The 24,100-nt window shown below is 39.0% G+C and carries 27 protein-coding genes; 13 read left to right on the forward strand and 14 right to left on the reverse strand.

Going from position 1 to position 24,100, the window contains the following annotated elements; all coding sequences use genetic code 11:
- Positions 1-47: 47 nt before the first annotated feature.
- The 7 genes from trxB to DY109_RS08420 form a co-directional block, all read right to left on the reverse strand.
- On the reverse strand, positions 48-989 hold the full coding sequence (gene trxB / locus DY109_RS08390) for a thioredoxin-disulfide reductase (RefSeq protein WP_023948314.1): 942 nt from the start codon (positions 987-989) through the stop codon (positions 48-50).
- Positions 990-1,069: 80 nt separating this feature from the next.
- Positions 1,070-1,387: a thioredoxin gene (gene trxA, locus DY109_RS08395; RefSeq protein WP_023948315.1), complete on the reverse strand. Its 318-nt coding sequence runs from the start codon at positions 1,385-1,387 to the stop codon at positions 1,070-1,072.
- Between the two features lie 490 nt (positions 1,388-1,877).
- Positions 1,878-3,020 carry a glycosyl transferase family 90 gene (locus tag DY109_RS08400; RefSeq protein WP_023948322.1) on the reverse strand — a complete coding sequence of 381 codons (1,143 nt, stop codon included), beginning with the start codon at positions 3,018-3,020 and terminating at the stop codon, positions 1,878-1,880.
- 32 nt (positions 3,021-3,052) lie between these two features.
- A complete protein-coding gene (locus DY109_RS08405) occupies positions 3,053-4,141 on the reverse strand; it encodes an LptF/LptG family permease (protein WP_023948324.1) in 1,089 nt (362 codons plus the stop codon).
- The gene (gene pth, locus DY109_RS08410) at positions 4,141-5,049 is read right to left on the reverse strand and encodes an aminoacyl-tRNA hydrolase (protein ID WP_235148575.1); all 909 of its coding nucleotides are present in this window, start codon (positions 5,047-5,049) and stop codon (positions 4,141-4,143) included. The genes DY109_RS08405 and pth overlap by 1 nt, the downstream gene beginning before the upstream one ends.
- A 49-nt stretch (positions 5,050-5,098) precedes the next feature.
- Entirely contained in the window at positions 5,099-5,635 is a 537-nt protein-coding gene (locus tag DY109_RS08415; protein WP_023948327.1) for a 50S ribosomal protein L25/general stress protein Ctc, read from the reverse strand.
- 174 nt (positions 5,636-5,809) lie between these two features.
- Entirely contained in the window at positions 5,810-6,832 is a 1,023-nt protein-coding gene (locus DY109_RS08420) for a transaldolase (RefSeq protein ID WP_023948329.1), read from the reverse strand.
- Between the two features lie 227 nt (positions 6,833-7,059).
- Between DY109_RS08420 and DY109_RS08425 the strand changes: the two genes are divergently transcribed.
- Genes DY109_RS08425 through DY109_RS11180 form a run of 3 tightly spaced genes read left to right on the forward strand, consistent with a single transcriptional unit; the run spans position 7,060 to position 9,586 of the window.
- Positions 7,060-8,076, forward strand: a complete 1,017-nt coding sequence (locus DY109_RS08425) for a hypothetical protein (protein ID WP_147291180.1) — start codon at positions 7,060-7,062, stop codon at positions 8,074-8,076.
- Positions 8,077-8,096: 20 nt separating this feature from the next.
- Complete coding sequence (dnaJ, locus tag DY109_RS08430; protein ID WP_023948331.1) at positions 8,097-9,212, forward strand: molecular chaperone DnaJ; 1,116 nt, start codon at positions 8,097-8,099, stop codon at positions 9,210-9,212.
- 32 nt (positions 9,213-9,244) lie between these two features.
- Entirely contained in the window at positions 9,245-9,586 is a 342-nt protein-coding gene (locus DY109_RS11180; protein ID WP_147291181.1) for a hypothetical protein, read from the forward strand.
- 210 nt (positions 9,587-9,796) lie between these two features.
- Here DY109_RS11180 and DY109_RS08440 read toward each other — a convergent pair whose 3' ends face one another.
- From DY109_RS08440 to lysA, 4 genes are read right to left on the reverse strand one after another with little or no spacing between them, the layout of a single operon-like run.
- Complete coding sequence (locus DY109_RS08440; RefSeq protein ID WP_023948337.1) at positions 9,797-10,909, reverse strand: DegT/DnrJ/EryC1/StrS family aminotransferase; 1,113 nt, start codon at positions 10,907-10,909, stop codon at positions 9,797-9,799.
- Positions 10,910-10,955: 46 nt separating this feature from the next.
- On the reverse strand, positions 10,956-11,870 hold the full coding sequence (locus DY109_RS08445; RefSeq protein ID WP_023948339.1) for a DUF2156 domain-containing protein: 915 nt from the start codon (positions 11,868-11,870) through the stop codon (positions 10,956-10,958).
- 59 nt (positions 11,871-11,929) lie between these two features.
- Positions 11,930-13,012, reverse strand: a complete 1,083-nt coding sequence (gene pheA / locus DY109_RS08450; RefSeq protein ID WP_023948340.1) for a prephenate dehydratase — start codon at positions 13,010-13,012, stop codon at positions 11,930-11,932.
- Position 13,013: 1 nt separating this feature from the next.
- Complete coding sequence (gene lysA / locus DY109_RS08455) at positions 13,014-14,327, reverse strand: diaminopimelate decarboxylase (RefSeq protein WP_023948341.1); 1,314 nt, start codon at positions 14,325-14,327, stop codon at positions 13,014-13,016.
- Positions 14,328-14,418: 91 nt separating this feature from the next.
- Here lysA and DY109_RS08460 point away from each other — a divergent pair, with 91 nt between their 5' ends.
- From DY109_RS08460 to DY109_RS08475, 4 genes are all read left to right on the forward strand, one after another.
- Positions 14,419-14,805, forward strand: a complete 387-nt coding sequence (locus DY109_RS08460) for a hypothetical protein (RefSeq protein WP_023948342.1) — start codon at positions 14,419-14,421, stop codon at positions 14,803-14,805.
- 61 nt (positions 14,806-14,866) lie between these two features.
- Positions 14,867-15,523, forward strand: a complete 657-nt coding sequence (locus tag DY109_RS08465; protein ID WP_023948343.1) for an amino acid ABC transporter permease — start codon at positions 14,867-14,869, stop codon at positions 15,521-15,523.
- A gap of 19 nt (positions 15,524-15,542) precedes the next feature.
- A complete protein-coding gene (locus tag DY109_RS08470) occupies positions 15,543-16,199 on the forward strand; it encodes an amino acid ABC transporter permease (protein WP_023948344.1) in 657 nt (218 codons plus the stop codon).
- Between the two features lie 15 nt (positions 16,200-16,214).
- Positions 16,215-16,958 (forward strand): amino acid ABC transporter ATP-binding protein, encoded by a 744-nt coding sequence (locus tag DY109_RS08475; protein ID WP_023948345.1) that lies wholly within the window; start codon positions 16,215-16,217, stop codon positions 16,956-16,958.
- A gap of 182 nt (positions 16,959-17,140) precedes the next feature.
- Here the strand turns inward: DY109_RS08475 and DY109_RS08480 are convergent, their stop codons facing one another.
- Positions 17,141-18,355 (reverse strand): argininosuccinate synthase, encoded by a 1,215-nt coding sequence (locus DY109_RS08480; RefSeq protein ID WP_023948346.1) that lies wholly within the window; start codon positions 18,353-18,355, stop codon positions 17,141-17,143.
- A 62-nt stretch (positions 18,356-18,417) separates the two neighbouring features.
- On the opposite strand from DY109_RS08480, the gene DY109_RS11555 reads away from it, so the two are divergent.
- The 5 genes from DY109_RS11555 to DY109_RS11560 all read left to right on the forward strand — a co-directional run bounded on the left by DY109_RS11555 (position 18,418) and on the right by DY109_RS11560 (position 20,851).
- Positions 18,418-18,561 (forward strand): hypothetical protein, encoded by a 144-nt coding sequence (locus tag DY109_RS11555; RefSeq protein ID WP_023948347.1) that lies wholly within the window; start codon positions 18,418-18,420, stop codon positions 18,559-18,561.
- Complete coding sequence (locus tag DY109_RS08485; RefSeq protein ID WP_023948348.1) at positions 18,543-19,310, forward strand: substrate-binding periplasmic protein; 768 nt, start codon at positions 18,543-18,545, stop codon at positions 19,308-19,310. Before DY109_RS11555 ends, DY109_RS08485 begins: the two co-directional genes overlap by 19 nt.
- A 32-nt stretch (positions 19,311-19,342) precedes the next feature.
- Positions 19,343-19,876: a peptide-methionine (S)-S-oxide reductase MsrA gene (msrA, locus tag DY109_RS08490; RefSeq protein WP_023948349.1), complete on the forward strand. Its 534-nt coding sequence runs from the start codon at positions 19,343-19,345 to the stop codon at positions 19,874-19,876.
- Between the two features lie 41 nt (positions 19,877-19,917).
- On the forward strand, positions 19,918-20,487 hold the full coding sequence (locus DY109_RS08495) for a TetR/AcrR family transcriptional regulator (RefSeq protein ID WP_023948350.1): 570 nt from the start codon (positions 19,918-19,920) through the stop codon (positions 20,485-20,487).
- 220 nt (positions 20,488-20,707) lie between these two features.
- Entirely contained in the window at positions 20,708-20,851 is a 144-nt protein-coding gene (locus tag DY109_RS11560; RefSeq protein ID WP_023948351.1) for a hypothetical protein, read from the forward strand.
- A gap of 187 nt (positions 20,852-21,038) precedes the next feature.
- Here DY109_RS11560 and DY109_RS08500 read toward each other — a convergent pair whose 3' ends face one another.
- Together DY109_RS08500 and DY109_RS08505 are read right to left on the reverse strand one after the other, a co-directional pair.
- Positions 21,039-21,503, reverse strand: coding sequence for an acyltransferase (locus DY109_RS08500; protein WP_023948352.1), 465 nt, complete (start codon positions 21,501-21,503; stop codon positions 21,039-21,041).
- 2 nt (positions 21,504-21,505) lie between these two features.
- On the reverse strand, positions 21,506-23,170 hold the full coding sequence (locus DY109_RS08505; RefSeq protein WP_023948353.1) for an N-6 DNA methylase: 1,665 nt from the start codon (positions 23,168-23,170) through the stop codon (positions 21,506-21,508).
- 171 nt (positions 23,171-23,341) lie between these two features.
- Between DY109_RS08505 and hisA the strand changes: the two genes are divergently transcribed.
- The gene (gene hisA / locus DY109_RS08510) at positions 23,342-24,064 is read left to right on the forward strand and encodes a 1-(5-phosphoribosyl)-5-[(5-phosphoribosylamino)methylideneamino]imidazole-4-carboxamide isomerase (RefSeq protein ID WP_023948354.1); all 723 of its coding nucleotides are present in this window, start codon (positions 23,342-23,344) and stop codon (positions 24,062-24,064) included.
- Positions 24,065-24,100 lie beyond the last annotated feature (36 nt).

Genomic DNA, 24,100 nt, shown 5'->3' on the forward strand with positions numbered 1-24,100 from the left:
TCTTTACTATCTTTTTTTTGGCACTTGTATTATTAGCTTTGGCGCGTTTAGTGTTTGAGAGAATCCAAATACGCAATGGCTTGAAGTGCGGCAGTCGCACCATCTCCAGCAGCACAGACAACTTGTTTGGGTGCATTGATTCTAATGTCTCCGGCAGCAAACAAGCCTTTGATATTTGTCCTCATCGACAAATCCACAACAACAGAGCCGGACTTATCACATTCACACAGCATAGAGCCATTTTCTTGCTGCAAAACCTGCGTATTGACATCATACCCGACAAATACAAAAACTCCGGGCACAGCAAGTTCTTTGATTTCATTAGTTTGGGTGTTTTGCAAAATAATGCCTGTAACGCCACTTGCATCGCCTTTGATTTCTTTTGGGCTAAATGGCGTGAGAAACTCGATTTTGTCGTTATTTTTGGCATGCTCAACTGTTATAGGCGCAGCTCTAAAGCTATCTCTTCTATGCACAAGATAGACTTTTTGACACATTTTAGTCAGATAGATCGCCTCCTCAAGCGCAGTATCTCCACCTCCGATGACGACAACTTCTTTGTTTTTGTAAAAAAACCCATCGCAAGTCGCGCAAGTGCTAACACCTCTTCCCCAAAATTCATTCTCACCCGCAATCCCAATCCTCTTTGGACGCCCGCCTGTCGCAAGTATCACGGCTTTAGATTCTGTGGTTTTGCCATCGGCATGGTGGATTACAAAATGATTGTCTTTTTTTGTGATTTGGCTTACTTCAATCATCTCATGGCGCAACCCAAAACGAAAGCATTGCTCCTGCCAAGGCTCCATAAAATCAAGCCCGCTTTTGATTTCTTTGACACCCGGATAATTTTCAATCTCACTACTTCCAGTAATTTGACCGCCGGGCATACCTTTTTCAAAAAGCACAACATCTTTGATACCACCTCTTGTCGCATACAACCCAGCCGATAGCCCAGCAGGACCTCCACCAATAATTGCTATATTTATCATGATAAACCTCCAAATTGTTTGTGTGAGAGAAATAAACTTCTTGCAAATGCCTCACAAGATGATTTGCAAGAAACAAGAAATTAAAGAAGAGCGTTGATTTTGTCCGCTAAGACATTTTTGCCTGTCGCACCAATGACTTGATCGACAACTTGTCCGTCTTTCATAAACAATATCGTAGGAATGCTGCGGATTCCATATTGCGCTGATAAGTCTTGTTGCTCATCGGTATTAACCTTGCAGATTGCTGCTTTGCCTTCAAACTCTGAAGCAAGCTCATCAATGACAGGTGCTAGCATTTTGCAAGGACCACACCAAGGCGCCCAAAAATCAACCACCGCTACACCTTTTTGTGTTGTTTGCTCAAAATTATCTTTTGTAAGTTCGATATATTTACCCATTTTGTCTCCTTTTATTAGATATTTAGGCTTACGATTATAGCAAAGATTGTAAATGTTTTTCTAACTTGTATTGCAATATTTTATCTCAAGCTCTAATTAGACTTCAGTTCATAGATTGTCTCTTTAATTCTTTAGCACAAACCAAAAACCAACCCCAAGAAAAACTCAAAATAGAGATTCTATAAAATAAAAGCATTACTAGAATCTAGATTCTCTTTTGCTTCGTCCTATTGTCCTCGCAATGACAAACCCACCCCCTCAATTGCGAGCAAAATTGAAAATTTTGCGTGGCAATCTACTTTTTGAGTTTTAGATTCTAGATTCTATGAAAACACAAAAAAGTGTAAAGAAATTCTAGATTTTTGGTAAATTTTGTGGTTTTTGGAGCTTGGCGAATGAGTCGCACTTTTCGTGCGTCGCAATGAGTCAAGCGAACAAATCCACAAAATTTACCAAAAATCTAGAATTTGGGTCTCATGGAAATTAGAATCTAAATCCCAAACAATGCCTTTTCTTCCTGTGTAATCTCTTGCTGTCCGCTCAAATAAAAATACTTCCGCAAAACTAAAAGACTCAGCGCATCTTCGACTTGCTTATCCATAAATTGTGCGCAAAACTGATGGGCATTGTGGATAATCTCTTTTGCTTTGTTTGGATTTGCGATATAAAACGCAAGCTTTTCTTTGAGATTAGAATAATCATCAGCAATGCAAATAAAGTGATAATCAGGCACAAGCTTTGACTCCATAAACCAGCTTTCATATTTTGGCATAGGCATCACACACGCAGAATTCGAGCTCAAAATCCATTTGAGATTGCTCGCGACATCATTGCCCTCCAAGCTCAACAAAAACTTATATTTCAAATGCTCCTTGATTGAAATTTTTGGCTTAAGCCATTGCTTATGGACCGAAGGATTGCCCGTATGCCCCAAATCACAAAGGCTATCATTGAAGTATTTTTGCAAAAAATCAACGCGATGATTTTGATATGCCGCCCCACGAAAAAATAGCACATCTTGCTTATCATCAAAATCTATATTATCTTTGAGAAAGCAAAAATGCCGATACTTTTCAAGCTTAAAAAGTATGGAGTTTTGGTTTGATTGTGCGTAGGCAGAATCTAGTTTGGAATCTAGTTTAGATTCTATTTGAGAATCTATTTTTAATTCTTTGCTAGATTCTGCTTTGGGGTTTATGTGAGATTTTACTTGAGAATCTATCGGGCGCGTTTTTGTGATGCTTGGCGCATCAAGATAATAATTCACATCGCCAAATTCATAGCACCATAAAAATTCATCATTAAAATATCGCGTCCATTCATACGAATCATAATAATACACGCTTGAGACGCCTTTTTGAAAGGGTTTGTTGTTTTTGAGCTTATCACAATGCGGCGTGAATGTGCCAAGTCGCTGTATTTTTTGCTCTGGATACCCTGCGTTATAGAGAGGCTCAAGCCTAAATGGCGTGTGGATTTGATGATAAAAATTTATACGCCACTTCAATGCCTCCAAATCAAGAGAATCTAATATTTTTTGGATTCTAGATTCTAGTGATTTTTGCGTAATCGCTCGAGGCACAATCGCTTGCATAATCCCCTTTGCGTTATACATCGCTCTTGAAAAAGACATCTTTTCTCCTTATTTCTTTATTACTATTTTGTTTAGGCTCTGTGATTGAGGCGGATATAATGATACAAAGCCACAATGACAAGCAATGCCAATGGCACAATAATGCCAATCTCTGGATACACAATCCCCGTTACTGAAAACTGCGCTGAAGCAAAAAATATCCCCCACACAATAAGTGCAAACACAATACACGCAAATCCCATAATGTAAAGATTCCCATAGCGCGCTAGAGAGGGCATATAATACGCCAAAATCATCGCCACAAATGGCACAAATAAAGGCACGACAATCAGCACATAAAGCAAAGCGCGGATTTTGTCGGTGTCGGCTTTTTGACTTCGCAGAATCTGTAAGGATTCTATCGCATCGACGATAGAAATCAATGGCTTTGATTGGTAGATTGAGTCAAGCACTTTTGGGCGGAATCCCTCAAGAATCGCCTCTTGTTCTTTGCTTTTGAGCTTTAGCCCTGCTTTGCCTAGATTCCACTCTTTTGGCAAGTCTTGAGAGATCACATTTTGGAGCACCCACGCATTATGGCTAAAATAAGCAAGTTTTGATTGCGTGAAATTAAGGAGCTTTTTTTCTATCACACCATTATTTTGCGAATGCTGAACCTGAAAGATTCTGACATCTTGAGCCTTGCCAACGATAGGATTAATCACGCCAAAATACACATAATGATCGTTAAACTTCACAAACAAATCCTTGCTTAATGTCGCAGTGTCTTTTTTGAATAATTTTTCGACATTTTCTTGCGCATACGCAAATGGCGTGGCATTAAGCCCGATATACACAAATGTAAAAAATAAGCTAATCCAAAGAATCGGGCGCAGAATGGATTTTTTGGAGAATCCAATCGACAAAAGCGCGGTGTATTGGTTGGATTTAACCAAAAAAAGATAGCATACAACCATCGCAAGAAGCAAAGAAATCGGAAGCATAAAATTGAGCGCATACATAAAATCATATGCCAAAAATAAAATAATAAGGTTTGCAGAATCTACGAAATCATCGAGGTATTGCAGGCTATCAATACTGACAAAAAAGAACTCAAGCGCGATAAGTATCACAAAAAAATAGCGCAAATAATACCGACCAACAAAGAAAAATAATGCCATTATGTATCCTTATTTGCGCCATTTGCGTGAGTATTTGTGGGGTTTGGCTGGTTTGGCTGTGTTTGCGTAGTTTTAGGGCTTTGCGCTGTTTGCGTGGCTTGTAGTGTTTGTGGATTTTGCAGAATCTGCCTTGCTTGTTGTGCTTGCTGTTTTAGCTTTGCTGATAAAGTTGGAGATAGTTGTGATTTGTGTGAGATTGGAGATGGTGGATTTTTTGTGTGAGATTGTGTCGCTAGATTCTGTGGTTTGGGGGCTTTGATTGTGAAGTTATTTTGGGTTTTTTGAAAATCACCACTTTTGAGATAAAACAGCACCGCTTCAACGCTTGTGTGTATAAGCTCACCTAGCCTCTCTTGCTCATCTTTGGTAAAATCCCCAAGCACATAGGAAATCACATCTTTGCCCTTCCCTACGCCAAATCGCACCCTCATATAATCACTTCTTCCCAAAGCCAAATCTATGGATTTTAGCCCATTATGCCCTCCACTGCTTCCACCAATCTTTAGCCGAATCGCGCCAAAGCCAATGTCGATTTCATCGTGGATTACGATAATGTTCTTGATTTTATAAAAATTCACAACAAGAGCCACAGCCTCGCCTGAATTATTCATAAAGGTTTGGGGTTTGAGCAAAAAGATTTTTTTGTATTGTGCGATTTGGGCTTTGAACTTAGGAGAATCCACAAACTCAAGCTGCAACACTCGCGCCAACTCATCAACAATGACAAACCCGATATTATGCCGATTATTGCGGTATTTTGCACCCGGATTACCAAGCCCTACAATCAAGCAATCATTAAGCAAGCAATCATTAAGACAACTATCAAAACAATCATCAAGCACAAGATGGCAAGAGAAAGAGGTAGGATTCTGAAGGCATTCTGATGACAAATCACTTTTTTGTGCCACAAAAGCCTCCATTATTTAGATTTGCTTTTTAGATTTATGGAGTTGCAAGCTATTTTGCTTTAATCACACCAACAACTGCCACAGAATCATTATCGATTATTTTTACACCTTCTGTTTGTGGAAGATCGCGCACCAAAATAGAATGCCCCACATCAAGCGCGCTGACATCAAGCTCATAGGCATTTGGAAGATTCTCTGGCTTCGCTTTGACCCTAATGCGTTTTTTGGATACAAGCAAAACACCTTTATTTTTGAGCCCAAGCGCGACACCTTTTGTTTTGACTGGAATCTTATATTTTGCTTCGACTCCTTTTTGTGCGACCATCAAATCCACATGCAAAATCGTCCCAAATACCGGATCTTTTTGGTATTCTTGGATCACGACATCAAAACTTTTGCCATCGACTTTCACCGGAAACACAAGCGTTGTCTTTGACTTAAGCGTGCGGATAAAATCATTAATCTTAAACGCACAATGCACATTATCTAAGCCTTTGCCATAGATATTTGCAATTAGATAACCATCATTCCTTAAAGCCTTTGCATTTGACTTTGAAATACTCTCTCTAATTTTTCCTTCTAACATAAAAATCCTTCTTTTAAGAAATAAAAATGAGGATTCTACTTTATCTTTGCTTCAAAACCGCTGAAATCTACAACTGCAAAATTTTTTGATCTTTTTGGACTTGTCTGGTTTATAGCGCGCTAGATTCTAGGCTTATCCTCGCAAGCTTAGATTATATTAAGCTCAAAGCTCGCATTAGCTCAAACTTGCTAACAGCTCTTGAAATGATGACTTAAAAGCACTCAATCCATTTTGCAAAAGCATATCATAGATAGAATCTAAACTTTTTCCACCTAAATTTATGTGTGCGATCTCATCTAGCGCGCGCTTTTTGTCAAGCCATTGTATGACTCTTTGGCTAGGATTCTGCCAAAATGCCTCAATGGTTGCTAATGGGGCTGTATTTATCGTGTGTGGAGCGATGAGATTTGTGATATAGAAATCCTTTGGAATATGTGGGCTTTTTGCACCTATGGAAGCAAATAGTGTTCTTATGTTTGGGTTATTAAATGCCTCAATCTCGCTATAACACACCATTGCATTTAAAATCCCAAGTCGAGGATACGCGCACACATTAGGATTCTCTAGTGTTGCGTTTGTTGCGTCTGTTGTATTGATCGCATTTGTCATATCTAATGTATCAAATCTTGAAACAAATACGCTAATCACGGCTCGCGCGGAAGTTTTTGCGCTGTCATTTAAGATTCTGGCGCATTCTTTGGCTTGTGCTGGCGAAAAAACCAATGTCGCATTGATGTGAATCCCGCTTGCATATAGCTCTTTCATCACCTCAAATCCCGCTTGTGTAGCTGGAACTTTAATCATCACATTTTCAAATCCTATCTCCTCATACAGCCTTCTGCCCTCCGCTATACTTGCTTTGACATCATCGCACAAACGCGGATCAATCTCTATGCTGATATATCCAGAATCTTGATTGGCGATATAAAATGCATTAAGCTTACTTGCTACAAGCTGTATATCTTTGATCGCCAAAGTCTCATAAATTTGCTTTGAGTTGTATTGCTTTGCTTTGAGTGCTTGGATCTCATCTTGATACGATGCAGAATGCAAAATCGCTTGCGCGAAAATGCTTGGATTGCTTGTTGCACCATTAAACTTCTGCTCGCTAATAAGCCTATCAAAATCCTTCTGCAAAAACCCACGTTCGATAAAATCACACCACAAACTAAAATCTTTGATAATCTTACCTTTCACTAGCCTCTCCTCTTTTTTGATATTCCTTACAAATTCATCAAAATTTTAACAAATTAAGCCCTTTAAAATACATTTTTTTTTATAATCGCACTTCAATTTTGTTTTATACTTTAATGATTTTAAATTTGTTTTTTAGATATAAAGCATTCTAAACCCAAAATGCACGAAAAAAATAATTTCAAAAAAGTAAAAAAAATATGACAAATAAAGGAAAATAAATGAGAAAAATGAAATTTCTAATTTTATTTTTAAGTTTTTGTATCGCTCACGCGCAAACCCCAAACACAACACAAAACATAGCGCAAGAGAATGCGCACGCAAAAAACTTTCTCTCAAATACCCCAAATCAAACGCAACCCTCATCGATTAGCTCATCAATTAGCCCTACACATAGCACAATGATTGACTCAAGTCAGCTTGATAGATATTCCTACTACACCTATCGCTACAACACACGATCTGATAAGCCAAATGATATACACCTTATCGCGCTTGGCGGGATCGCTGATAATAATGCGCTAAATGGATTTTATAGCGGATTTTTGTTTGATTATGATCATTTAATCGATCAATACCCGCTTGGCTTTACATTTGCCTATACATTTCAATCACATAATCAATCAAACCGCCAATCAAATCAATCCAATTCACAATCTCGCACAAACACAACAACAAACCTCCATAACGCCCAGCTTGCGCTCTATACTGATATTTTTATCGGCGCAAACCAAATCCAAGCAGAAATCTCTCAAGGTTTTAATTTTTCTGAAAATAGCGCGCTTGTTACAACTCTTACAAATGCGTATCTTAAATATGGCTATGTTTTTGCGCTCAATAGCCATGGAAGCTTTATCCAGCCTCTAGGCAGAGTGAATGTATATTTTTTATACAATATCAGCAAAGGTGGCTTTAATATTCCAGATCTAGCACTCAATACAAATCTTGATATAGGCTTTCAATACAAGCAGTTCATCTCACAGCAATTTTATTTTTATGTTACGCCATTGCTGCGACAAGATATTGCGGTTTTAGATTCTGATGTGCTTATGCGCCCGATTATCGATAAAAATGGCAGTATTGACTTCACACTTCCAGATAATAAATATCGCACTTATGGGGTATTGCAAGCGGGATTTTTGTGTAGTCTCTCGACACATACAACCCTATCACTTCATTTTAATGGCAAGCTCGCTTATCATATGATGCACTTAGGCGGGAATCTTACTTTAGATATATTGTTTTAGATTGTTTGAGGAGGCAAATTATGGAAAGTTTTGATTATTATGAAATCTTAGAAATAGAGCGCACAAGCAATAAAGATGAAGTCAAAAAAGCTTACAGAAAAATGGCTCTTAGATACCACCCCGACAGAAATCCTGATGACAAAGAAGCCGAAGAGATGTTTAAGCGCATCAATGAAGCCTATGAAGTGCTAAGCGATGATGACAAACGATTAGTATATGATCGCTATGGCAAGGAAGGACTACACAATCAAGGCTTTAGCTTTGGTGGGGCGGATTTTTCTGATATTTTTGGTGATATTTTTGGCTCTGCATTTGGCTTTGGAAGTAGCGCGCGTAGCAAAAAATCAAGCCAAAAATACGAGGCTGATTTTATGATTAGACTTGATTTGACTTTCAAAGAAGCTGTATTTGGCTGCACCAAAACAATCAAATCACAATACAAACAATACTGCAAAGACTGCAATGGCACAGGATCTGAAGATGGCAAAGTAAGCACCTGCAAAGAGTGCGATGGCAAAGGGCAAGTATTTTTACGACAAGGCTTTGTCGCATTTGGACAGACCTGCCCCAAATGCAATGGCACAGGCGAGACAATCACCAAAAAATGCAAAAAATGCAAAGGCGAAGGGTTTGTCATGGCAAGCGAAAGCTTTGAAGTGCCAATCCCGCAAGGTATCGATAATGAAATGCGCGTGCGCGTAAGCGGAAGGGGCAATGAATTCAAAAACGGCGTACGTGGCGATCTCTATCTTTTGGTGCGAGTGCAAGAAGATGAGCATTTCATACGACATAATAATGATTTATACATCGAGATTCCGGTATTTTTCACGCAGATTATCCTCGGTGCCAAAATCCAAATCCCCTCACTCAATGGCAAAACGCTTGAGCTCAATCTACCGGCAAATTCTAAAGACAAAGAGCAATTTGTATTTGCCAATGAGGGTGTCAAAGATGTGAATTATAATCGCAAAGGTCGCCTCATCGCACAAATACAAATCACCTATCCACAATCAATCAATGCCGAACAAAAAGAACTTCTCCAAAAGCTCCACCAAAGCTTTGGAATCCAAAGCGAACCTCATCAAAACATATTTAAAGACACATTTGAAAAAATCAAAAAGTGGTTTAGCGAGTAAAACAAAATAATCTATGAGAATTTACTTCGTCATTGCAAGACTTTGCAAAAAGTCGTGGCAATCTAGAATCTAGCTTATTATCATTGATGAAAACAAAGCTCAAAATAATCCAAAACAACTCGTCATTGCGAGCAAAATTGAAAATTTTGCGTGGCAATCCAAAAAATCCAAACCAGAATTCACCCCGTCATTCTAGCCCTAAGGAAGAATCCAGCCTTTACATTTGCAGAATCTACTTTTTTTCTGGATTCTTCAGCCATGCTATGCACGCCTTCAGAATGACGAATGATAGATTATGTGTTATGGATTGCTTCACTTCGTTCGCAATGACGCGTAATGTTGTCATTGCAACTTATTACTTCGTCATTACTTAAGCGACAGCCAAAAGCAAATCGTCATTCTAAGGCTTGCCAAAGAATCCAGAAAGCGAATTGTCATTGCGAGCAAAATTGAAAATTTTGCGTGGCAATCCAAAAAATCCAAACAAATAAATAAGAAATAACAATAAAGAAACCACAGAATCCAAAAATATCATTCTGAGTGAATAAAACAAACGAAGAATCCAAAAAAAAAAAAAAAAAAAATCAATGAAGTGCAAAATACATCGCTTGGATTACTCGATCTTGCTGGCTTTGGGTCAAAAACGCACTCAATGGAAGTGAAAAAATTTCTTGACTCACTTGATAAGATATAGGAAAATCTTGTTTCTTATAACCCAAAAACTGCATTGAAGGCTGCAAATGAAGGGGTTTTGGGTAGTGGATTGCAACGGGGATATGTGCTTTGGCAAGATAAGAGAGAATCTGCTCTCTTTGCCTGCTTCTTAGGCAAAACTGCGCGAAAGTATGCGTGCGATTTGGCAATGTTTTTGGCAGGATTAGATCGCGCCCTTTTTGCGCTTCTAAGCACTCAAACGCATCAATATAACGTTGTGCTAGATTCTGGCGCGCACAAAGTTCATCATCAAAATGCTTTAATTTCACACGCAATATAGCACATTGCAGAGAATCTAATCGCGCATTAAGCCCGATATAGCGGTGATTGTATTTGCCATCTTGTCCGTGATTGCGTAGCATTTTTAGCTTTGTAAATAGTCCTTCATCATCACAAAAAATCGCCCCTCCATCTCCGCACGCGCCTAGTGGCTTGCTCGGAAAAAAGCTTGTAATGCCAATATCGCCAAAAGTGCAAGCGCGTCTGCCCTCATACATCGCGCCAAAACTTTGCGCGCTATCTTCTATCACAAATAGCCCATGAGCCTTGGCGATCGCATTTACACGCGCGACATCATATATCTGCCCAAACAAACTCACAGGAATAATGGCTTTGGTTTTGTTTGTGATTTTAGATTCTAGCTGTGTGGGATCAAGCATATAAGAATCCTCGCAAATATCCACAAAAACAGGCTTTGCTCCGATAAATGCGATCATTTCAGCAGCAGCAATAAATGAAAAACAAGATGTAATCACCTCATCTCCGGGCTTAATGTCAAGCGCAAGCAACGCAAGCAATAATGCTGTGCTACCATTTGAGCAAGTAAGTGCAAATGGCGCGCGCGTATAAGCGACAAGATCTTGCTCAAATCGTACACACTCCTGCCCTAGCACAAAATCGCCAGAATCTAAAACCCCCAAAACTGCCCTATTAATTTCTGTTTTATACGCGTTGTATTGTGATTTTACATCAACAAAATCCATAACCAACCTTTTATCTATCTGTTTTATTTATTTTTGCTTATTTTGCCTAGCTTTTGACCTTGCTTGTGTAGATTTCGTATGGAATTTTGGTGCGGAATTTTTCGACCATAAAGACAGGATTATAGCTTTTCTTAGCCCTTTTTAAGCCCTCAATTCCCAAATCCTCCTCGCGATTGACATACACAAAATGGCTAAATTCATTGACAAGAAGTTGCTGATTAATGATTTGATATGCTCCGGGAATCTCATTTGTGGCTTTTTCGATATGGATCACCACCATTTCGTTATTGATTTGCTCACCAAAGCTAAATGCAATGATTTTGCCATCAATATGCACAAATCCGCCCGATAGATTGAGTTTGTCATATACTTTCAAGGCATTTTTTATCCCGATATGCTCAGAGATAAGCCCTTGCGTTGGGTTAGGGGTATTCTCAAACCACTGCGTTGCGACTTCAATAATATCTTTTGCATTCTGTTGTGTGATTTTTTCATACTGCCATTGCGGGTAGTTTAGCAAAAACTGATTGAGATGATTTTTTTTCTTGTGAAATTTCCTGCCACTTAGATTGATAAGCTCTTGCACCAAATACACATAATCAAAATGCTCAACTGCTGGTGTGATCTCAATCTCTCCAAATACGCTCTTTAGCCCTGCGATATTGCACTGTTGCACTGATTCAAAACAAAGCGGAATCTGCAAGCTCTGAGCATACAGCGCGATTTCTTTGAGGGCTTGGATTTTATCGCCTTTGCCTATCGGATAGAAAAAATAAGGCTCTTTGTGTGGGTAGGTTGTTTTGATGATTAATGTATCATGACACAGCGCATAAGTAATTTCTCGCGCATCTTTCCAGATAAAAAGATTTCCAAACACAATATCTGAAATCAAAAAATTCTCATCACGCAAAAATCCATCAATAGTTGTTTTAGATTCTAGTGTAAGTGGCAAAAACTCCATTTGTATTCCTTATTGTTCTTTATTGTCTTGTGCGAATTAAAGAGTAAAAGATGTGTATCTTATACGTCTGTTTTGGGGTAGCTTCCGAGCCATTTAAGCTGATTGGCGCGTTTGGCAAAAATCTGTGCGATCGCCTCATCTTTGATATGCCCATCAAAATCAATATAAAATCCATAGCTAAAATCCGACTTTGAGCGGATCGGACGAGAATCTATTTTTGTAAGGTTGATATTTGCGTCCTTAAAATCCTGCAATAACCCCAAAAGTGTGCCTGCTTCATTGAAACCATTTGGTGTAGCAAAAATCGAAGTCCTATCATTACCACTTGGCGCGTTTGTAAAATCACTCACCACGATGAAGCGCGTTTTGTTGTGATTGGAGTTTTGTATATTATCAAACATCACAGGAATGTGATAGAGCTTTGCAGCGATTTTGGAGCAAATAGCAGCACTTTCTTTGTCTTTGGCAGCAAGTTGTGCGGCTTTGGCGGTAGATTCTGTGGGAATTTGCTCGATAGAGAGGAGATTATGCGCCATCAAAAATGTATCGCACTGCCCAAATGCGATGTCTTTTGAGTAGATGCGCTTGATTTGGTGCAAATGCTCGCAATGCGAGACGAAGCTATGGTGGATTGGCAAAATAATTTCTGAGACGATTTTGAAGTGCGATTGCACGAGATTATCGATACATTCGCCAACCATACCATTGGTGTTATTCTCAATTGGCACAACTCCATACTTTGCCCTTTTAGATTCTAGGGTATTAAAAATCGCACTAATAGTATTGATCCCCAAATATTCGCTCATCGCGCCAAATCGCTCCTCTGCTGCTTGGTGTGTATAGCTTCCGATAGGTCCAAGATAAGCGACTTTTTCTGGAAGCTCAAGATTCCTAGAGATAGCAAAAATCTCTTGATATATGGCTTCTATGGCTTGAGTGTTGAGATGCTTTGAAGGGAGTTGGCTTAAGCGATTTATGATTTGCTTTTCTCGCTCTGGTCGATAGATACTTCCATTTGTCTTAAGCTTTGTTGCGCCGATTGCTACGACAATATCAAGCCTTGCATTCAAAAGCTCTAAAATCTGCTCATCGATATGATCGATTTTTGCACGCAAAGAATCTAATTCATCTATTTTTGGCATATTATTCCTTAGTTTTTGTGTTTTTTGTGTTTTCATCTCTATTTTGTGTAGCTTGATGAGAGTGTAAAATCTTTAGCTCCTCCGCGACAGAATCCTCAAAACTCTCTCTAGGCTTTAATAAACATTCACACTCGCACTCACCATCTACAAATACCCCAACTTCTGCTGGACGCATTCGCGCGTTATAATGGCTTGACATACTATAACCATACGCCCCAGCATTGCCAAATGAGAGAATATCTCCGCTTCTAAGTGGCGGAAGGACTATATCCTTGCCAAACACATCAGCACTCTCACACACAGGTCCTACAATATCTGCTTTTGTGGCTGATTGTGTAGGCTCATCTTGTGTGGATTTATTTTGTTGGGTTTGATTCTGTGCTTGATGCGCTTGTATTGTATGATATGCCCCATACAAAGCTGGACGCAAAAGATCATTCATTCCCGCATCAACGATTACAAATCGCTTGCTTGGGGTTGATTTTTCATATAGCACACTTGAGAGCAAATACCCTGCCTCACCGACAATCCTTCGTCCGGGCTCACAAATAATCGTCAAATCTAGCCCGTTTAAAGCTTTTAAAATACTTTGCGCGTAATCATAAAGTGCGATCACTTGCTCATTTTCATAGCAAATCCCAACGCCACCACCGACATCAAAAAACCTCAAATCCACACCCAAAGCGACAAGAGATCGTGCAAGCTCGGCTATTTTTTGGGTGCTTTGAGAGATTGGAGAGAGATCTGTAAGCTGCGATCCGATATGAAAATGAATGCCTATGGGCTCTAGGGTGCTTGATTTATACGCATACAGATACATTTGCTTTGCGAGATCCATATCGACACCAAATTTATTTTCGCTTAGTCCTGTTGAAATGTATGGGTGGGTTTTGGCATCAATGTTTGGATTTACGCGGATAGAAATACGCGCTACTTTTTGCAGTGAAGAAGCGATTTGCTCTATCATCATAAGCTCAGCTTGAGATTCTACATTGATAAATAAAATATCAAGCTCTAAGGCTTCTTTGATCTCGCTTGACTTCTTGCCGACACCAGAGAATATGATTTTGTATTTTGGGATTCCTGCAAGTAGTGCGCGCTTGACTTCATAAATCGATACGCAATCTGCTCCACTGCCACATTGCGCAAGTAGAGATAAAATACTCAAATTTGAATTTGCTTTCAACGCATAGCAAATTAAGGATTTTCGCCCAGCAAACGCCTGCTTAAAATCCAAAAAATTAGCCTTGATTTTCTCCATATCATACACATAAAGAGGCGTTCCATATTTTTGAGCCAACCCTAAAAAATCCATAAAACTTGCACCTCAAACAAAAATATTCATAAAAAAATAAGCTATAATTCTAGCCAAAAACTCCTTTAAAATATCAGTAAAAGTTGGAAAAATGTTTGATTTAATATTTTATTTGGCATTGTTTTTGGTTGTTATTATTGCGTGTGTGGTTATTGTTGCGAAATTTTCAAAACCCCCAAAGCCACAAATAAAAACACAAGATAATACAATTATAAGTTTTGAAACACTTATGGTCCCACTTGATTCTCCTGATAGCACTTATCAGGATTTGCAAAAAGCTGTTGGAGATTTATTTAGATTTTATGATATGCTTCATTTAAATATCGCACAAAAGCAACATTTTTTGTTTGCGCTCAGTAGGCATAAAAATGTCAAATCAGATCTTGTGCTTTCTACTCTTAATCAGCTTCAAGAGCTTAATCCCAGCCTCAAAAAGCAGCTTGAAGGAAGTGTGAAGCGAGGATTAGATAGACGATAATCCTTTAGAATCTAATCCTAAAATCTTATTTGATACCTAAACAAAGCTTAAAGAGGAATGTATGTTAGATTGGAATTTTATCATTGAGCATATCTTTTTCTTTAAAGATGCCATAATCCTTACATTCAAAATTTCTTTTTTTGGCATTGTGCTTGCCCTTATCATTGGCTTTGTGTGCGCTTTGCTGATTTCGTTTAAAAAGATTTTTTTCCTTAGCAAGATTATAGAATTCTATGTCGAATTTGCACGAAATACACCACTTTTGATTCAGCTATTTTTCTTGTATTTTGCATTACCCAAAATCGGAATCAAAATTAGCCCCGAGTCTTGCGCGATTATCGGGCTTGCTTTTTTAGGTGGTGGATATATGTGCGAGTCTTTTCGCTTAGGGCTTCAAAGCGTAGGCAAAGCCCAGATAGAATCCGCCCTTAGTATTGGGCTAAATCCCATTGGGCTGATTGTTTATGTTGTGATCCCTCAAGCCTTAAGTGTCGCGCTTCCATCTATCGGTGCAAATGTGATATTTTTGGTCAAAGAAACTTCTGTGGTTGGAATCCTAGCACTTGCTGATGTGCTGTATGTAAGCAAAGACATCATCAATGTATATGGCAAAACATACGAAGCACTTTTTATGCTTTTGCTTGCTTATCTTGTGATCTTGCTGCCATTATCGATTCTCTTTAGTGTTTTAGAAAAAAATATGCGTAAAAAACTCTAACAACCCAAAAGGAGCAAGTATGGAATCTATTTTTACTACGATAAACCTTATCCGCTTTGCTGATGGGCTTTTTGTTACATTTTATATCGCGATTATCTCGATTATGCTTTCTATACTTTTTGGCTCAATTGTTGGGCTGTGTATGCTTTCAAAGTTTTTTCCCATTCGCGCGCTGTGTAGATTCTACCTTGAATTTGTCCGTATAGTGCCTATCCTTGCGCTACTTTATGTATTTTATTTTGGACTGCCACAAGCTCTAGGGCTTGATATTAATAATCACCTTGTAGCAATTATTGTTTTTGTAATTTGGGGTAGTGCAGAGATCGGCGATTTGGTGCGATCAAGTCTAAATTCTATTGATAAGCACCAAAGAGAATCTGCTCTAAGTTTGGGGCTAAGCTGGCTTCAAACCCAACTTTTTATTATTTTTCCGCAAGCCAATAAGCGACTTTTACCCGCGTTTATCAATCTTTTTACTCGAATGATTAAAACTACAGCACTTGTTACATTTATCGGGGTTGTTGATGTGCTGCAAGTCGGCAGGCAGATTATCGAGGCAAATCGCGCGATTGATAATGCGCCATTTATCATTTATGGCTTGCTGTTGTTATTGTATTTTGCGATTTGTTATCCGCTTTCAAGATTTTCTAAAAAGCTTGAAAATAAATGGAATTAATGCAAGGAGGATTCTATGCTTAAGATTCAAAACCTACTCAAATCCTATAATCAGCACATCGTGCTTCAAGATATTAATCTCACGATACAAAAAGCAGAAGTTGTTACATTGCTTGGACCAAGTGGCTGTGGCAAAAGCACGCTTTTGCGATGTATCAATGGACTAGAGCCGACACAAGGTGGCGCAATCTACCTAGAATCTAAGCGCATTAATGAGCCAAAAACAAATTGGAGTCAAGTGCGCCAAGACATTGGTATGGTGTTTCAAAACTATGAGCTTTTCCCTCATTTGAGTGTCGAGGAAAATATCCTCTTAGGACCGCTCAAAGTCCAAAAACGACCCAAACAAGAAGTCAAAGATCAAGCCTATGCACTCCTAAAGCGCATAGGATTAGAATCTAAAGCCCTTGCTTATCCAAAAGTTTTAAGCGGTGGGCAAAAGCAACGCGTGGCTATCGTGCGGGCATTGTGTATGAATCCAAAAATTATGCTTTTTGATGAGATCACCGCTTCACTTGATCCTGAAATGGTGCATGAAGTGCTTGAGGTTGTCCTAGAGCTTGCTGATGATGGGGTTACGATGATGATTGTAACACATGAAATGGGCTTTGCAAAAGCTGTGAGCGATCGGATTGTGTTTTTAGATTCTGGGGTGATTATCGAAGAAGATACGCCACAAAATTTTTTCACAAACCCCAAAACAAAGCGAGCGCAAAACTTTCTGCAAACCTTTGACTTCAAACGCAAAAAAAGTCATTAATGCGAGACTCTAGGCAAATAAACAAATAAAGTTAATAGCATAAGTCCTGCGCTACTATTATAGTTGCTTTTGTGGTAGCTTATTTGGCAGTATAGCATAAGTCCTGCGCTACTATTATAGTTGCTTTTGTGGTAGCTTATTTGGCAGTGCGGAAGCCTACTAAAAGGCGCATTATCTAGAATCTATTTATGCTTTTTTGCTTTGCCTGCGATAATGAAGCGTAAGGCATTAAGCTTGATAAATCCTTGCGCGTCTTTTTGATCATATACGCTATCTTCTTCAAATGTGCTATATGCCGCATCAAAGAGTGAGTTTTTAGATTCTCGTCCAAGCACCATGATATTACCCTTATAAAGCTCCAAGCGCACAACGCCCTCAACCCTCTCTTGCGTCTTATTAATGAGTGCCTGCAACGCCTCGCGTTCGGGGCTAAACCAATACCCATTATAAATCAAGCTCGCGTATTTTGGCATAATCTCATCTTTGAGATGTGCCTCCTCTCTATCAAGCGTGATAGATTCTATCGCGCGATGTGCCTTGAGGTAGATACTGCCACCGGGCGTCTCATAGCAGCCACGCGATTTCATACCCACATAGCGATTTTCGACTAGATCAAGTCGTCCTATGCCATGCTTTGCGCCCAAATCATTAAGCTTTGACCAAAACACCTCAGGTGCTAGCTCTTCACCATTAATGCTTACCCCATCGCCGTTTTTGAACCCAATAGTAATAATTTCACTCTCATTTGGCGCGTCTTTTGGCGATACACTCCACCTCCACATACTCTCTTCAGGGGCGACATTTGGATCTTCGAGAATCTGCCCCTCATAGCTGATATGCAATAAATTTGCGTCCATAGAATATGGCGATTTGTTGGGTTTTTTGTCGATTTGGATTCCGGCATTTTGCGCGTAAGACAAAAGCTTTTCGCGACTATTGAGATCCCATTCTCTCCAAGGCGCGATGACTTTGATATTTGGATCAAGTCCATACGCTCCAATCTCAAAGCGCACTTGATCATTTCCTTTACCTGTCGCACCATGGGCTATCGCATCAGCATTTGTAGCATGCGCTATCTCGACTAAATGCTTTGCAATCAATGGGCGCGCAATGCTTGTGCCTAGCAAATATTCGCCCTCATAAATTGCATTTGCCCGAAACATAGGAAACACAAAATCACGCACAAATTCCCTTCGCAAATCTTTGATAAAAATATTTTCACTTTTTATGCCAAGCTTTTGGGCTTTGAGCCTCGCTGGCTCTAGCTCCTCGCCCTGCCCTATATCTGCTGTAAAGGTAATTACTTCGCAATTATACTTATCACCAAGCCATTTGAGTATCACGCTTGTATCAAGCCCGCCTGAATACGCCAACACAACTTTTTTGATTTTACTCATTGAATGCTCCTTAAAAATTTACTTTAATTATATTAGAATTAGCTAAAAAATGAGGTGTGAATTTGAATACAATCGAATGGTTTGGAATAGGAGTTGCACTTTTGTGCGTGATACTTCTCATCAAAAAATATAAAAAACGTGATTGTGGCTGTGGCTGTGGCTGTGGAAATGACTATCAAGGTAAAAAATGCAAAAAAATCAAATAGTAAAGATTTTGCTTCTTGTGCTTGTTTGTGGTTTTGGCGCGTGCAAGGATTCTGCTTCTAGCACAAAGACATTCAGTATCGCTTGTAGCGATGATGACAAACCACTAAGCTATCAAGAAAATGGCGAACTTAAGGGCTTTGGCATAGAGCTTGCCAAGCTTCTTAATGACACAAATAATAATCTGCAAACTGTTATAAACACTATCAATACACATCAAGAAAGCCTACTTCAAGGACTAGAATCTAAAAAATTTGATGTAATCATCACTCAAATCCCGCCCACAAAGCAACTTCAAGATCAATTCATCATCAGCGCGCATCCTTATTTGTTTTTGACTTTGCAGATCCTTGTGCCAGAATCTAGCCCAATTCACACACTTCAAGACCTCAACCAAAAATCAATCGCAACCCTCATAGCAACCCCACAATCTAAAGCCCTGCAAGAATGGAACGCAAAAGAGGGCAATATCATTGATATTCATTACTATCGCGACAATGCGACTCTTTTTGAGGCATTGCAAAATGGCGCGATTGATGGTGTGGTAGGCGATGCGGCGATGATTAGCGATTATATACAGAATCTAGCGTTGCGGAGTGTTGGTGAGAGTATTGCCAAAGAGCCATTGTATCTCATCTACAAAGACAAAGATGTGGCGTTGGTGGTTGATAAGGCATTAGAGGAGATTATAGATTCTGGGGCATTGCGCGATCTTTCACTTAGGGTTTTTGGCGTGGATAAAACCCAATAACAGCTACAATAAGACATAATTAAGACATGATAATGCAATCAAACCCATCAAATCATCAAATAAATCCCCAAGTAAATTACGCAAAAGAGATTTATCTAGCTGGCGGGTGCTTTTGGGGTGTAGAGGCGTATTTTTCACATTTGCAAGGAGTCAAATACACAAGCGTAGGCTATGCAAACACTAAGATTCCAAACCCAAGCTATGAGCTTGTCTGCACAGGAGCGACAAATGCGACTGAATGCGTGCGTGTTGTGTATGATGAGACTTGCATTGTATTAGAGCAGATTTTAGAGGAATTTTTTGGGATTATAGATCCGACTTTATACCATAGACAAGGCAATGACATCGGCTCACAATACCGCAGTGGCGTGTATTTCACAGACTTAAATGATGAGGCAATCATCACATCTTATCTCGCGCAAATCGCGCCAAACTACCGCGCCCCAATCCTCACAGAAATAGCACAGCTCACAAACTACTACCTCGCAGAATCCTACCACCAGCAATACCTCCAAAAAAATCCAAATGGGTATTGTCATATTGATTTATCAAGATTGAAAAGCTAAACTAAGATTCTTAGATTTAATTCAAAATAAAGAGGTGATCTTTGAGCGAGGAGACAAGGAGAGCGATTTTGCAAGCAGGATTAGAACATTTTGCGCTTATTGGGTTTGACGCTACTTCAACTCGCGCAATCGCCAAAAGTGCAAACGCTAATCTTTCGGCTATTTCCTATCATTTTGGTGGCAAAGAAGGCTTATATAAAGCGGTTTTGCAATCATGCTTCCAATCTCTTTTGACAATCTTAGATTCTGCGCCAACAGAGCCAAAAGCACGGCTTACATACTGCGCGACTCATCTTGCCAAACTCCACCAAGAAAAGCCTTTGATCCTCAAAATCGCTCTGCAAAATATGATCGAGCACAAAGATTTTATGCAAGAGGAATTGCACGCTAATCAACAAATTTTGATGAAGTTTTTTGCGCAAATCTTTGAGGCAGGCAAGCAAAGCGGACAATTTCGCCAAAATCTTGACACAAAAAGCGCAACTATCGCTTTTGCAGGTATAATCCATTTTTATTTCATCACGAATAAGCCAGATTCATTTGCATTAGAGCCGATGCACTATATCAAATACGCACTTGAGGTGTTTTTTCATGGTATTGAGGATAGATAGAACTAGATTCTAGATTCTAATTTCCATGTGATCTAAATCCTCTCTTTTTTGCTATGCAACTCTAGGACTTTGCCCGAACGCTTTGCTTGAGAAGACATATTTCAGGGAGTTTGAAATTTTTAGCCTGCGATGAACTCTATTGTTACATTTTTTGTGTTTTTGCTTGTCTAAAAATTTCTACACAACCCTGACTAAATCTGCCTAAAAATAGAGGATTTTTTTGCGCTCATTTTATTTCCATAGAATCCTAGAATCTAAAAGTAGATTCTATGGATTGCCACGACTTCCTAGCGGAAGCCTCGCAATGACGATTCTTTCTGGATTCTTCGTTCGTCTCACTCGCTCAAGTAATGACAAGTTTTAATTCTATGCAAACACAAGCAAGCATTAAAAAATTCTCTATTTTTAGCTTATTTTTGTAGTTTTGCAAGTTTAGCGAGTTAGTCGCTACTTTTCATGCGTCGCCAAAATAATACAAGATAAGCCCTAAACGAAGCAATCTGCAAAAAGAAGCAAAAAGAGAGGATTTGGATCACATGTAAATATGTAAATTAGATTCTAGAATCTAAATCTCTTATTTTCCGAGCTGGATTCCCAGCATAAATCCCAGAATCTACAATGTCTTTTGTTACTACGCTTCCTGCGCCAATAACAACATGATCGCAAATTCGCACCGGCAAAATTGTCGCATTGCTTCCAATGCTGACATAATCGCCAACATGCGCCCCCCTCCATTGATTAGGATCGCTATTTGGCGCGCCATGCTCAAATAAGTCATTGATAAACACCACCCCATGCCCGATGAAGCAATGGCTACCAATGCGCGTAAGAGCGCAGATAAAACTATGGCTTTGGATTCTGCAAAAATCCCCGATAGATACATTATTTTGGATTTCGACAAAAGGACCCACAAAGACTTGATTACCAAAAGTGCATTCATACAAATTCACAGGCTCAATCGCGCAAAAATTCTCTCCATGGCTTATATCGCGGATTTGCGAGACTTTGAGATTCAAGCTTACTCCTTGAGCTGCTCGATTTCTTGCTGCAATTCAAAGATTTTCTGGCGCATGATATTGAGTTTTTGCATCATAGATTCTGCGTTTTTTGCGTAATTCTGCGGAAGTGGCAAAGCCAAAAGACTTTGGATATTAATCGAGCTATCATGAGAATCTTGATAGATTTGCTTCAAGGCTTCTTCCCCCTGCTTTGAAAACAAATAACAATACAATCCAATGGCTGATTGTCTGTCTTTTGTGCGCAAGACGATAATGCCCGCATTGACGACACATATTTGATTTATCTCGCCAAGAATAGCCAGCTTTGGCACAACCCCTCGAAGCGAGAGCAAAATATCATAAGGCTTGATTTGGTATTTTTTGATTTTTGCGATATTGCCATAGTGCTTTGTGGATTGGACATCTTGTGTGAATCCACAAGGCGCAAAATCTGCAATCCCTATATCCACAAAATCAATCCGATCATCGCCACTCACGCGCTGTCCTCGAAAGATCTCAATCCCGATAGATTCTATGGTTTGTGATTGTGAGGTCGGGGTGATGAGCTTATTGACATAAGTATGCGCGCGCAAATCTTGCGTAGTGATAGTATCTATTGGTGTTAGCGTTGAGTATTCAGTCTGAAGCTTTTGATGATAGATCTGCAAAATCTCATTTACATTAATTATGCGATTGTATTTGCCATCTTTGCAGTAGAAATGCGGATTATTGACATTGATATGCAGAATCGTATCATTATCATAAGAAATCACAAGCAAAGAAAAATCATGGCTTTGGTGTGGAAAGATATTTTTGGGTAATTCAATAATCGCCTCAATCATTCGCTCTTCGCATAATCGCTCGCGCATTTTACCTTCAAGTGAAGATTTTAGCAGGGTTTGATTCCTCACAATAAAAACGCCCTTTGTCTTAAGATGTGCCAAAGAATGCGTAAGAAAGGCTAGCTCTGGGTAGGTTTTGACTAAGATTCCAACCTTGCTAAATCGCTCATCATCTTTTAGAAATTCCACGCCCATATACGCGTTTAATGGCGGATTACACAAAATCTTATCAAACAAGCGGTATGTGTTTTTGTCTTTAAACACAGGGTATGCGAGAATATCGCTCACATAAAGGTGTGTGCTTTGGATTTGGCTAAGCTTTGCAATCAGCTTTGCGATATGAGAAAGCTTAGAATCTAGCTCTTCGCCATAAAGTGCGATATTTGGTGTGATACTTGCTAAGCTTAAAAACACGCTTCCTATGCCATAGCATGGATTATAAATCTCATCATTGTCTTTGATGTCTAAAATCCCGACTAAAAGCTGATTGATCTCGCAAGGTGTGGAGTAAAAATATAATTTATTTGTGGTCTTTTTTTGGGTGATGATATGCAAAAACTGCTCGATTTTATCATTTGTAATCAACTCAGATTCAAGCATTTTGAGGATTTTTTGGGCGTTGATTTTGGAATTTGGGGCGATGTAGAGCTCTGGCTCAATGATTGTTTTTAGCTCATCACAAAGATTTGTATAGATTCTGTGTTTATCCAAAAGCAAAAGTTTAGACACACTCTCTGGCTTAAATACCTTCAACGCACACAACTCTATAATAATGCCAATGGTATCAAGCATATCATTATGATAAGGCTTGAGATATTCAAAGCATTTTAATAATTTATCCATTCACACTCCTTACTAGATTCCAAATCCAAACTCTATAATAATTTTTATTGATTTATGATGTTGTTTATCTCAAATTTATGCCGAAATTTTAGCAAAAATTACACAAAAGTGATAATCTTGCGATAAACAAATTTTATATAGATTCTGATAGATTCTATAAAGAGGTGAGCTATGGTAGAGATTTTTCCAGCTATTGATTTAAAAGATGGCAAGGCTGTGCGACTACTAAAAGGCGAAATGCAGAGCGCAAAAATTTATGGGGATTGCGTTGAATTTGCACAATACTTCGAATCAATCGGGGCAAAATGGATACATATTGTGGATTTAGACGGGGCATTCAAAGGATCAGCACAGAATCTAGAATCTATCAAAAAAATACGACAAGCAACAAATCTCAAAATACAGCTTGGAGGCGGAATCCGAAATGAAGACACGATAAAAATGTATCTGCATTTAGGCATTAATCGTATTATATTAGGCTCTATGGCATTGGAGAATCCAGAATTTGCAAAACAAATGGCGGAGAAATACCCCATTGCTATTGGCATTGACGCAAAAGATGGCAAAGTCGCCACACAAGGCTGGATAGAAGTCGGGCAAACTGATGCATTTGCTTTGGCGAAAGACTTTAGAGATTCTGGCATTCAGGCTATCATCTGCACTGATATTGTAAGAGATGGTGCGCTAAGTGGAATCAATGTGGATTTTACTTTAAAAATGGCAGAAGCAAGCCAATGTTTTGTGATTGCAAGTGGCGGATTTGCAAGCATTGATGAGATCAAAAATCTATCAAAAGCATTCACCCAAAAAGGAATACAAGGCGGGCTTATCATCGGTAAAGCATTCTATGAGGGCAAAATAAAACTTGAGGAAGTTTTTGAAATACTCAAATAACAATCAAAATATATATTATGTAATATTAAATTTTTA

The organism is Helicobacter fennelliae (assembly GCF_900451005.1).
GTDB lineage: Bacteria > Campylobacterota > Campylobacteria > Campylobacterales > Helicobacteraceae > Helicobacter_B > Helicobacter_B fennelliae.

Excerpts from the sequence above, each read along its gene's own strand:
- hisA (WP_023948354.1), top strand. The coding sequence starts at position 23,342 with ATGGTAGAGATTTTTCCAGCTATTGATTTAAAAGATGGCAAGGCTGTG.
- pheA (WP_023948340.1), bottom strand. The coding sequence starts at position 13,012 with ATGCCAAAAATAGATGAATTAGATTCTTTGCGTGCAAAAATCGATCAT.
- DY109_RS08440 (WP_023948337.1), bottom strand. The coding sequence starts at position 10,909 with ATGGATTTTGTTGATGTAAAATCACAATACAACGCGTATAAAACAGAA.
- DY109_RS08505 (WP_023948353.1), bottom strand. The coding sequence starts at position 23,170 with ATGGATAAATTATTAAAATGCTTTGAATATCTCAAGCCTTATCATAAT.
- DY109_RS08445 (WP_023948339.1), bottom strand. The coding sequence starts at position 11,870 with ATGGAGTTTTTGCCACTTACACTAGAATCTAAAACAACTATTGATGGA.
- lysA (WP_023948341.1), bottom strand. The coding sequence starts at position 14,327 with ATGGATTTTTTAGGGTTGGCTCAAAAATATGGAACGCCTCTTTATGTG.
- DY109_RS08485 (WP_023948348.1), top strand. The coding sequence starts at position 18,543 with ATGCAAAAAAATCAAATAGTAAAGATTTTGCTTCTTGTGCTTGTTTGT.
- DY109_RS08475 (WP_023948345.1), top strand. The coding sequence starts at position 16,215 with ATGCTTAAGATTCAAAACCTACTCAAATCCTATAATCAGCACATCGTG.
- trxA (WP_023948315.1), bottom strand. The coding sequence starts at position 1,387 with ATGGGTAAATATATCGAACTTACAAAAGATAATTTTGAGCAAACAACA.
- msrA (WP_023948349.1), top strand. The coding sequence starts at position 19,343 with ATGCAATCAAACCCATCAAATCATCAAATAAATCCCCAAGTAAATTAC.
- DY109_RS08425 (WP_147291180.1), top strand. The coding sequence starts at position 7,060 with ATGAAATTTCTAATTTTATTTTTAAGTTTTTGTATCGCTCACGCGCAA.
- DY109_RS08470 (WP_023948344.1), top strand. The coding sequence starts at position 15,543 with ATGGAATCTATTTTTACTACGATAAACCTTATCCGCTTTGCTGATGGG.
- DY109_RS08400 (WP_023948322.1), bottom strand. The coding sequence starts at position 3,020 with ATGTCTTTTTCAAGAGCGATGTATAACGCAAAGGGGATTATGCAAGCG.
- DY109_RS08460 (WP_023948342.1), top strand. The coding sequence starts at position 14,419 with ATGTTTGATTTAATATTTTATTTGGCATTGTTTTTGGTTGTTATTATT.
- DY109_RS08480 (WP_023948346.1), bottom strand. The coding sequence starts at position 18,355 with ATGAGTAAAATCAAAAAAGTTGTGTTGGCGTATTCAGGCGGGCTTGAT.
- trxB (WP_023948314.1), bottom strand. The coding sequence starts at position 989 with ATGATAAATATAGCAATTATTGGTGGAGGTCCTGCTGGGCTATCGGCT.
- DY109_RS08465 (WP_023948343.1), top strand. The coding sequence starts at position 14,867 with ATGTTAGATTGGAATTTTATCATTGAGCATATCTTTTTCTTTAAAGAT.
- DY109_RS08415 (WP_023948327.1), bottom strand. The coding sequence starts at position 5,635 with ATGTTAGAAGGAAAAATTAGAGAGAGTATTTCAAAGTCAAATGCAAAG.
- dnaJ (WP_023948331.1), top strand. The coding sequence starts at position 8,097 with ATGGAAAGTTTTGATTATTATGAAATCTTAGAAATAGAGCGCACAAGC.
- DY109_RS08405 (WP_023948324.1), bottom strand. The coding sequence starts at position 4,141 with ATGGCATTATTTTTCTTTGTTGGTCGGTATTATTTGCGCTATTTTTTT.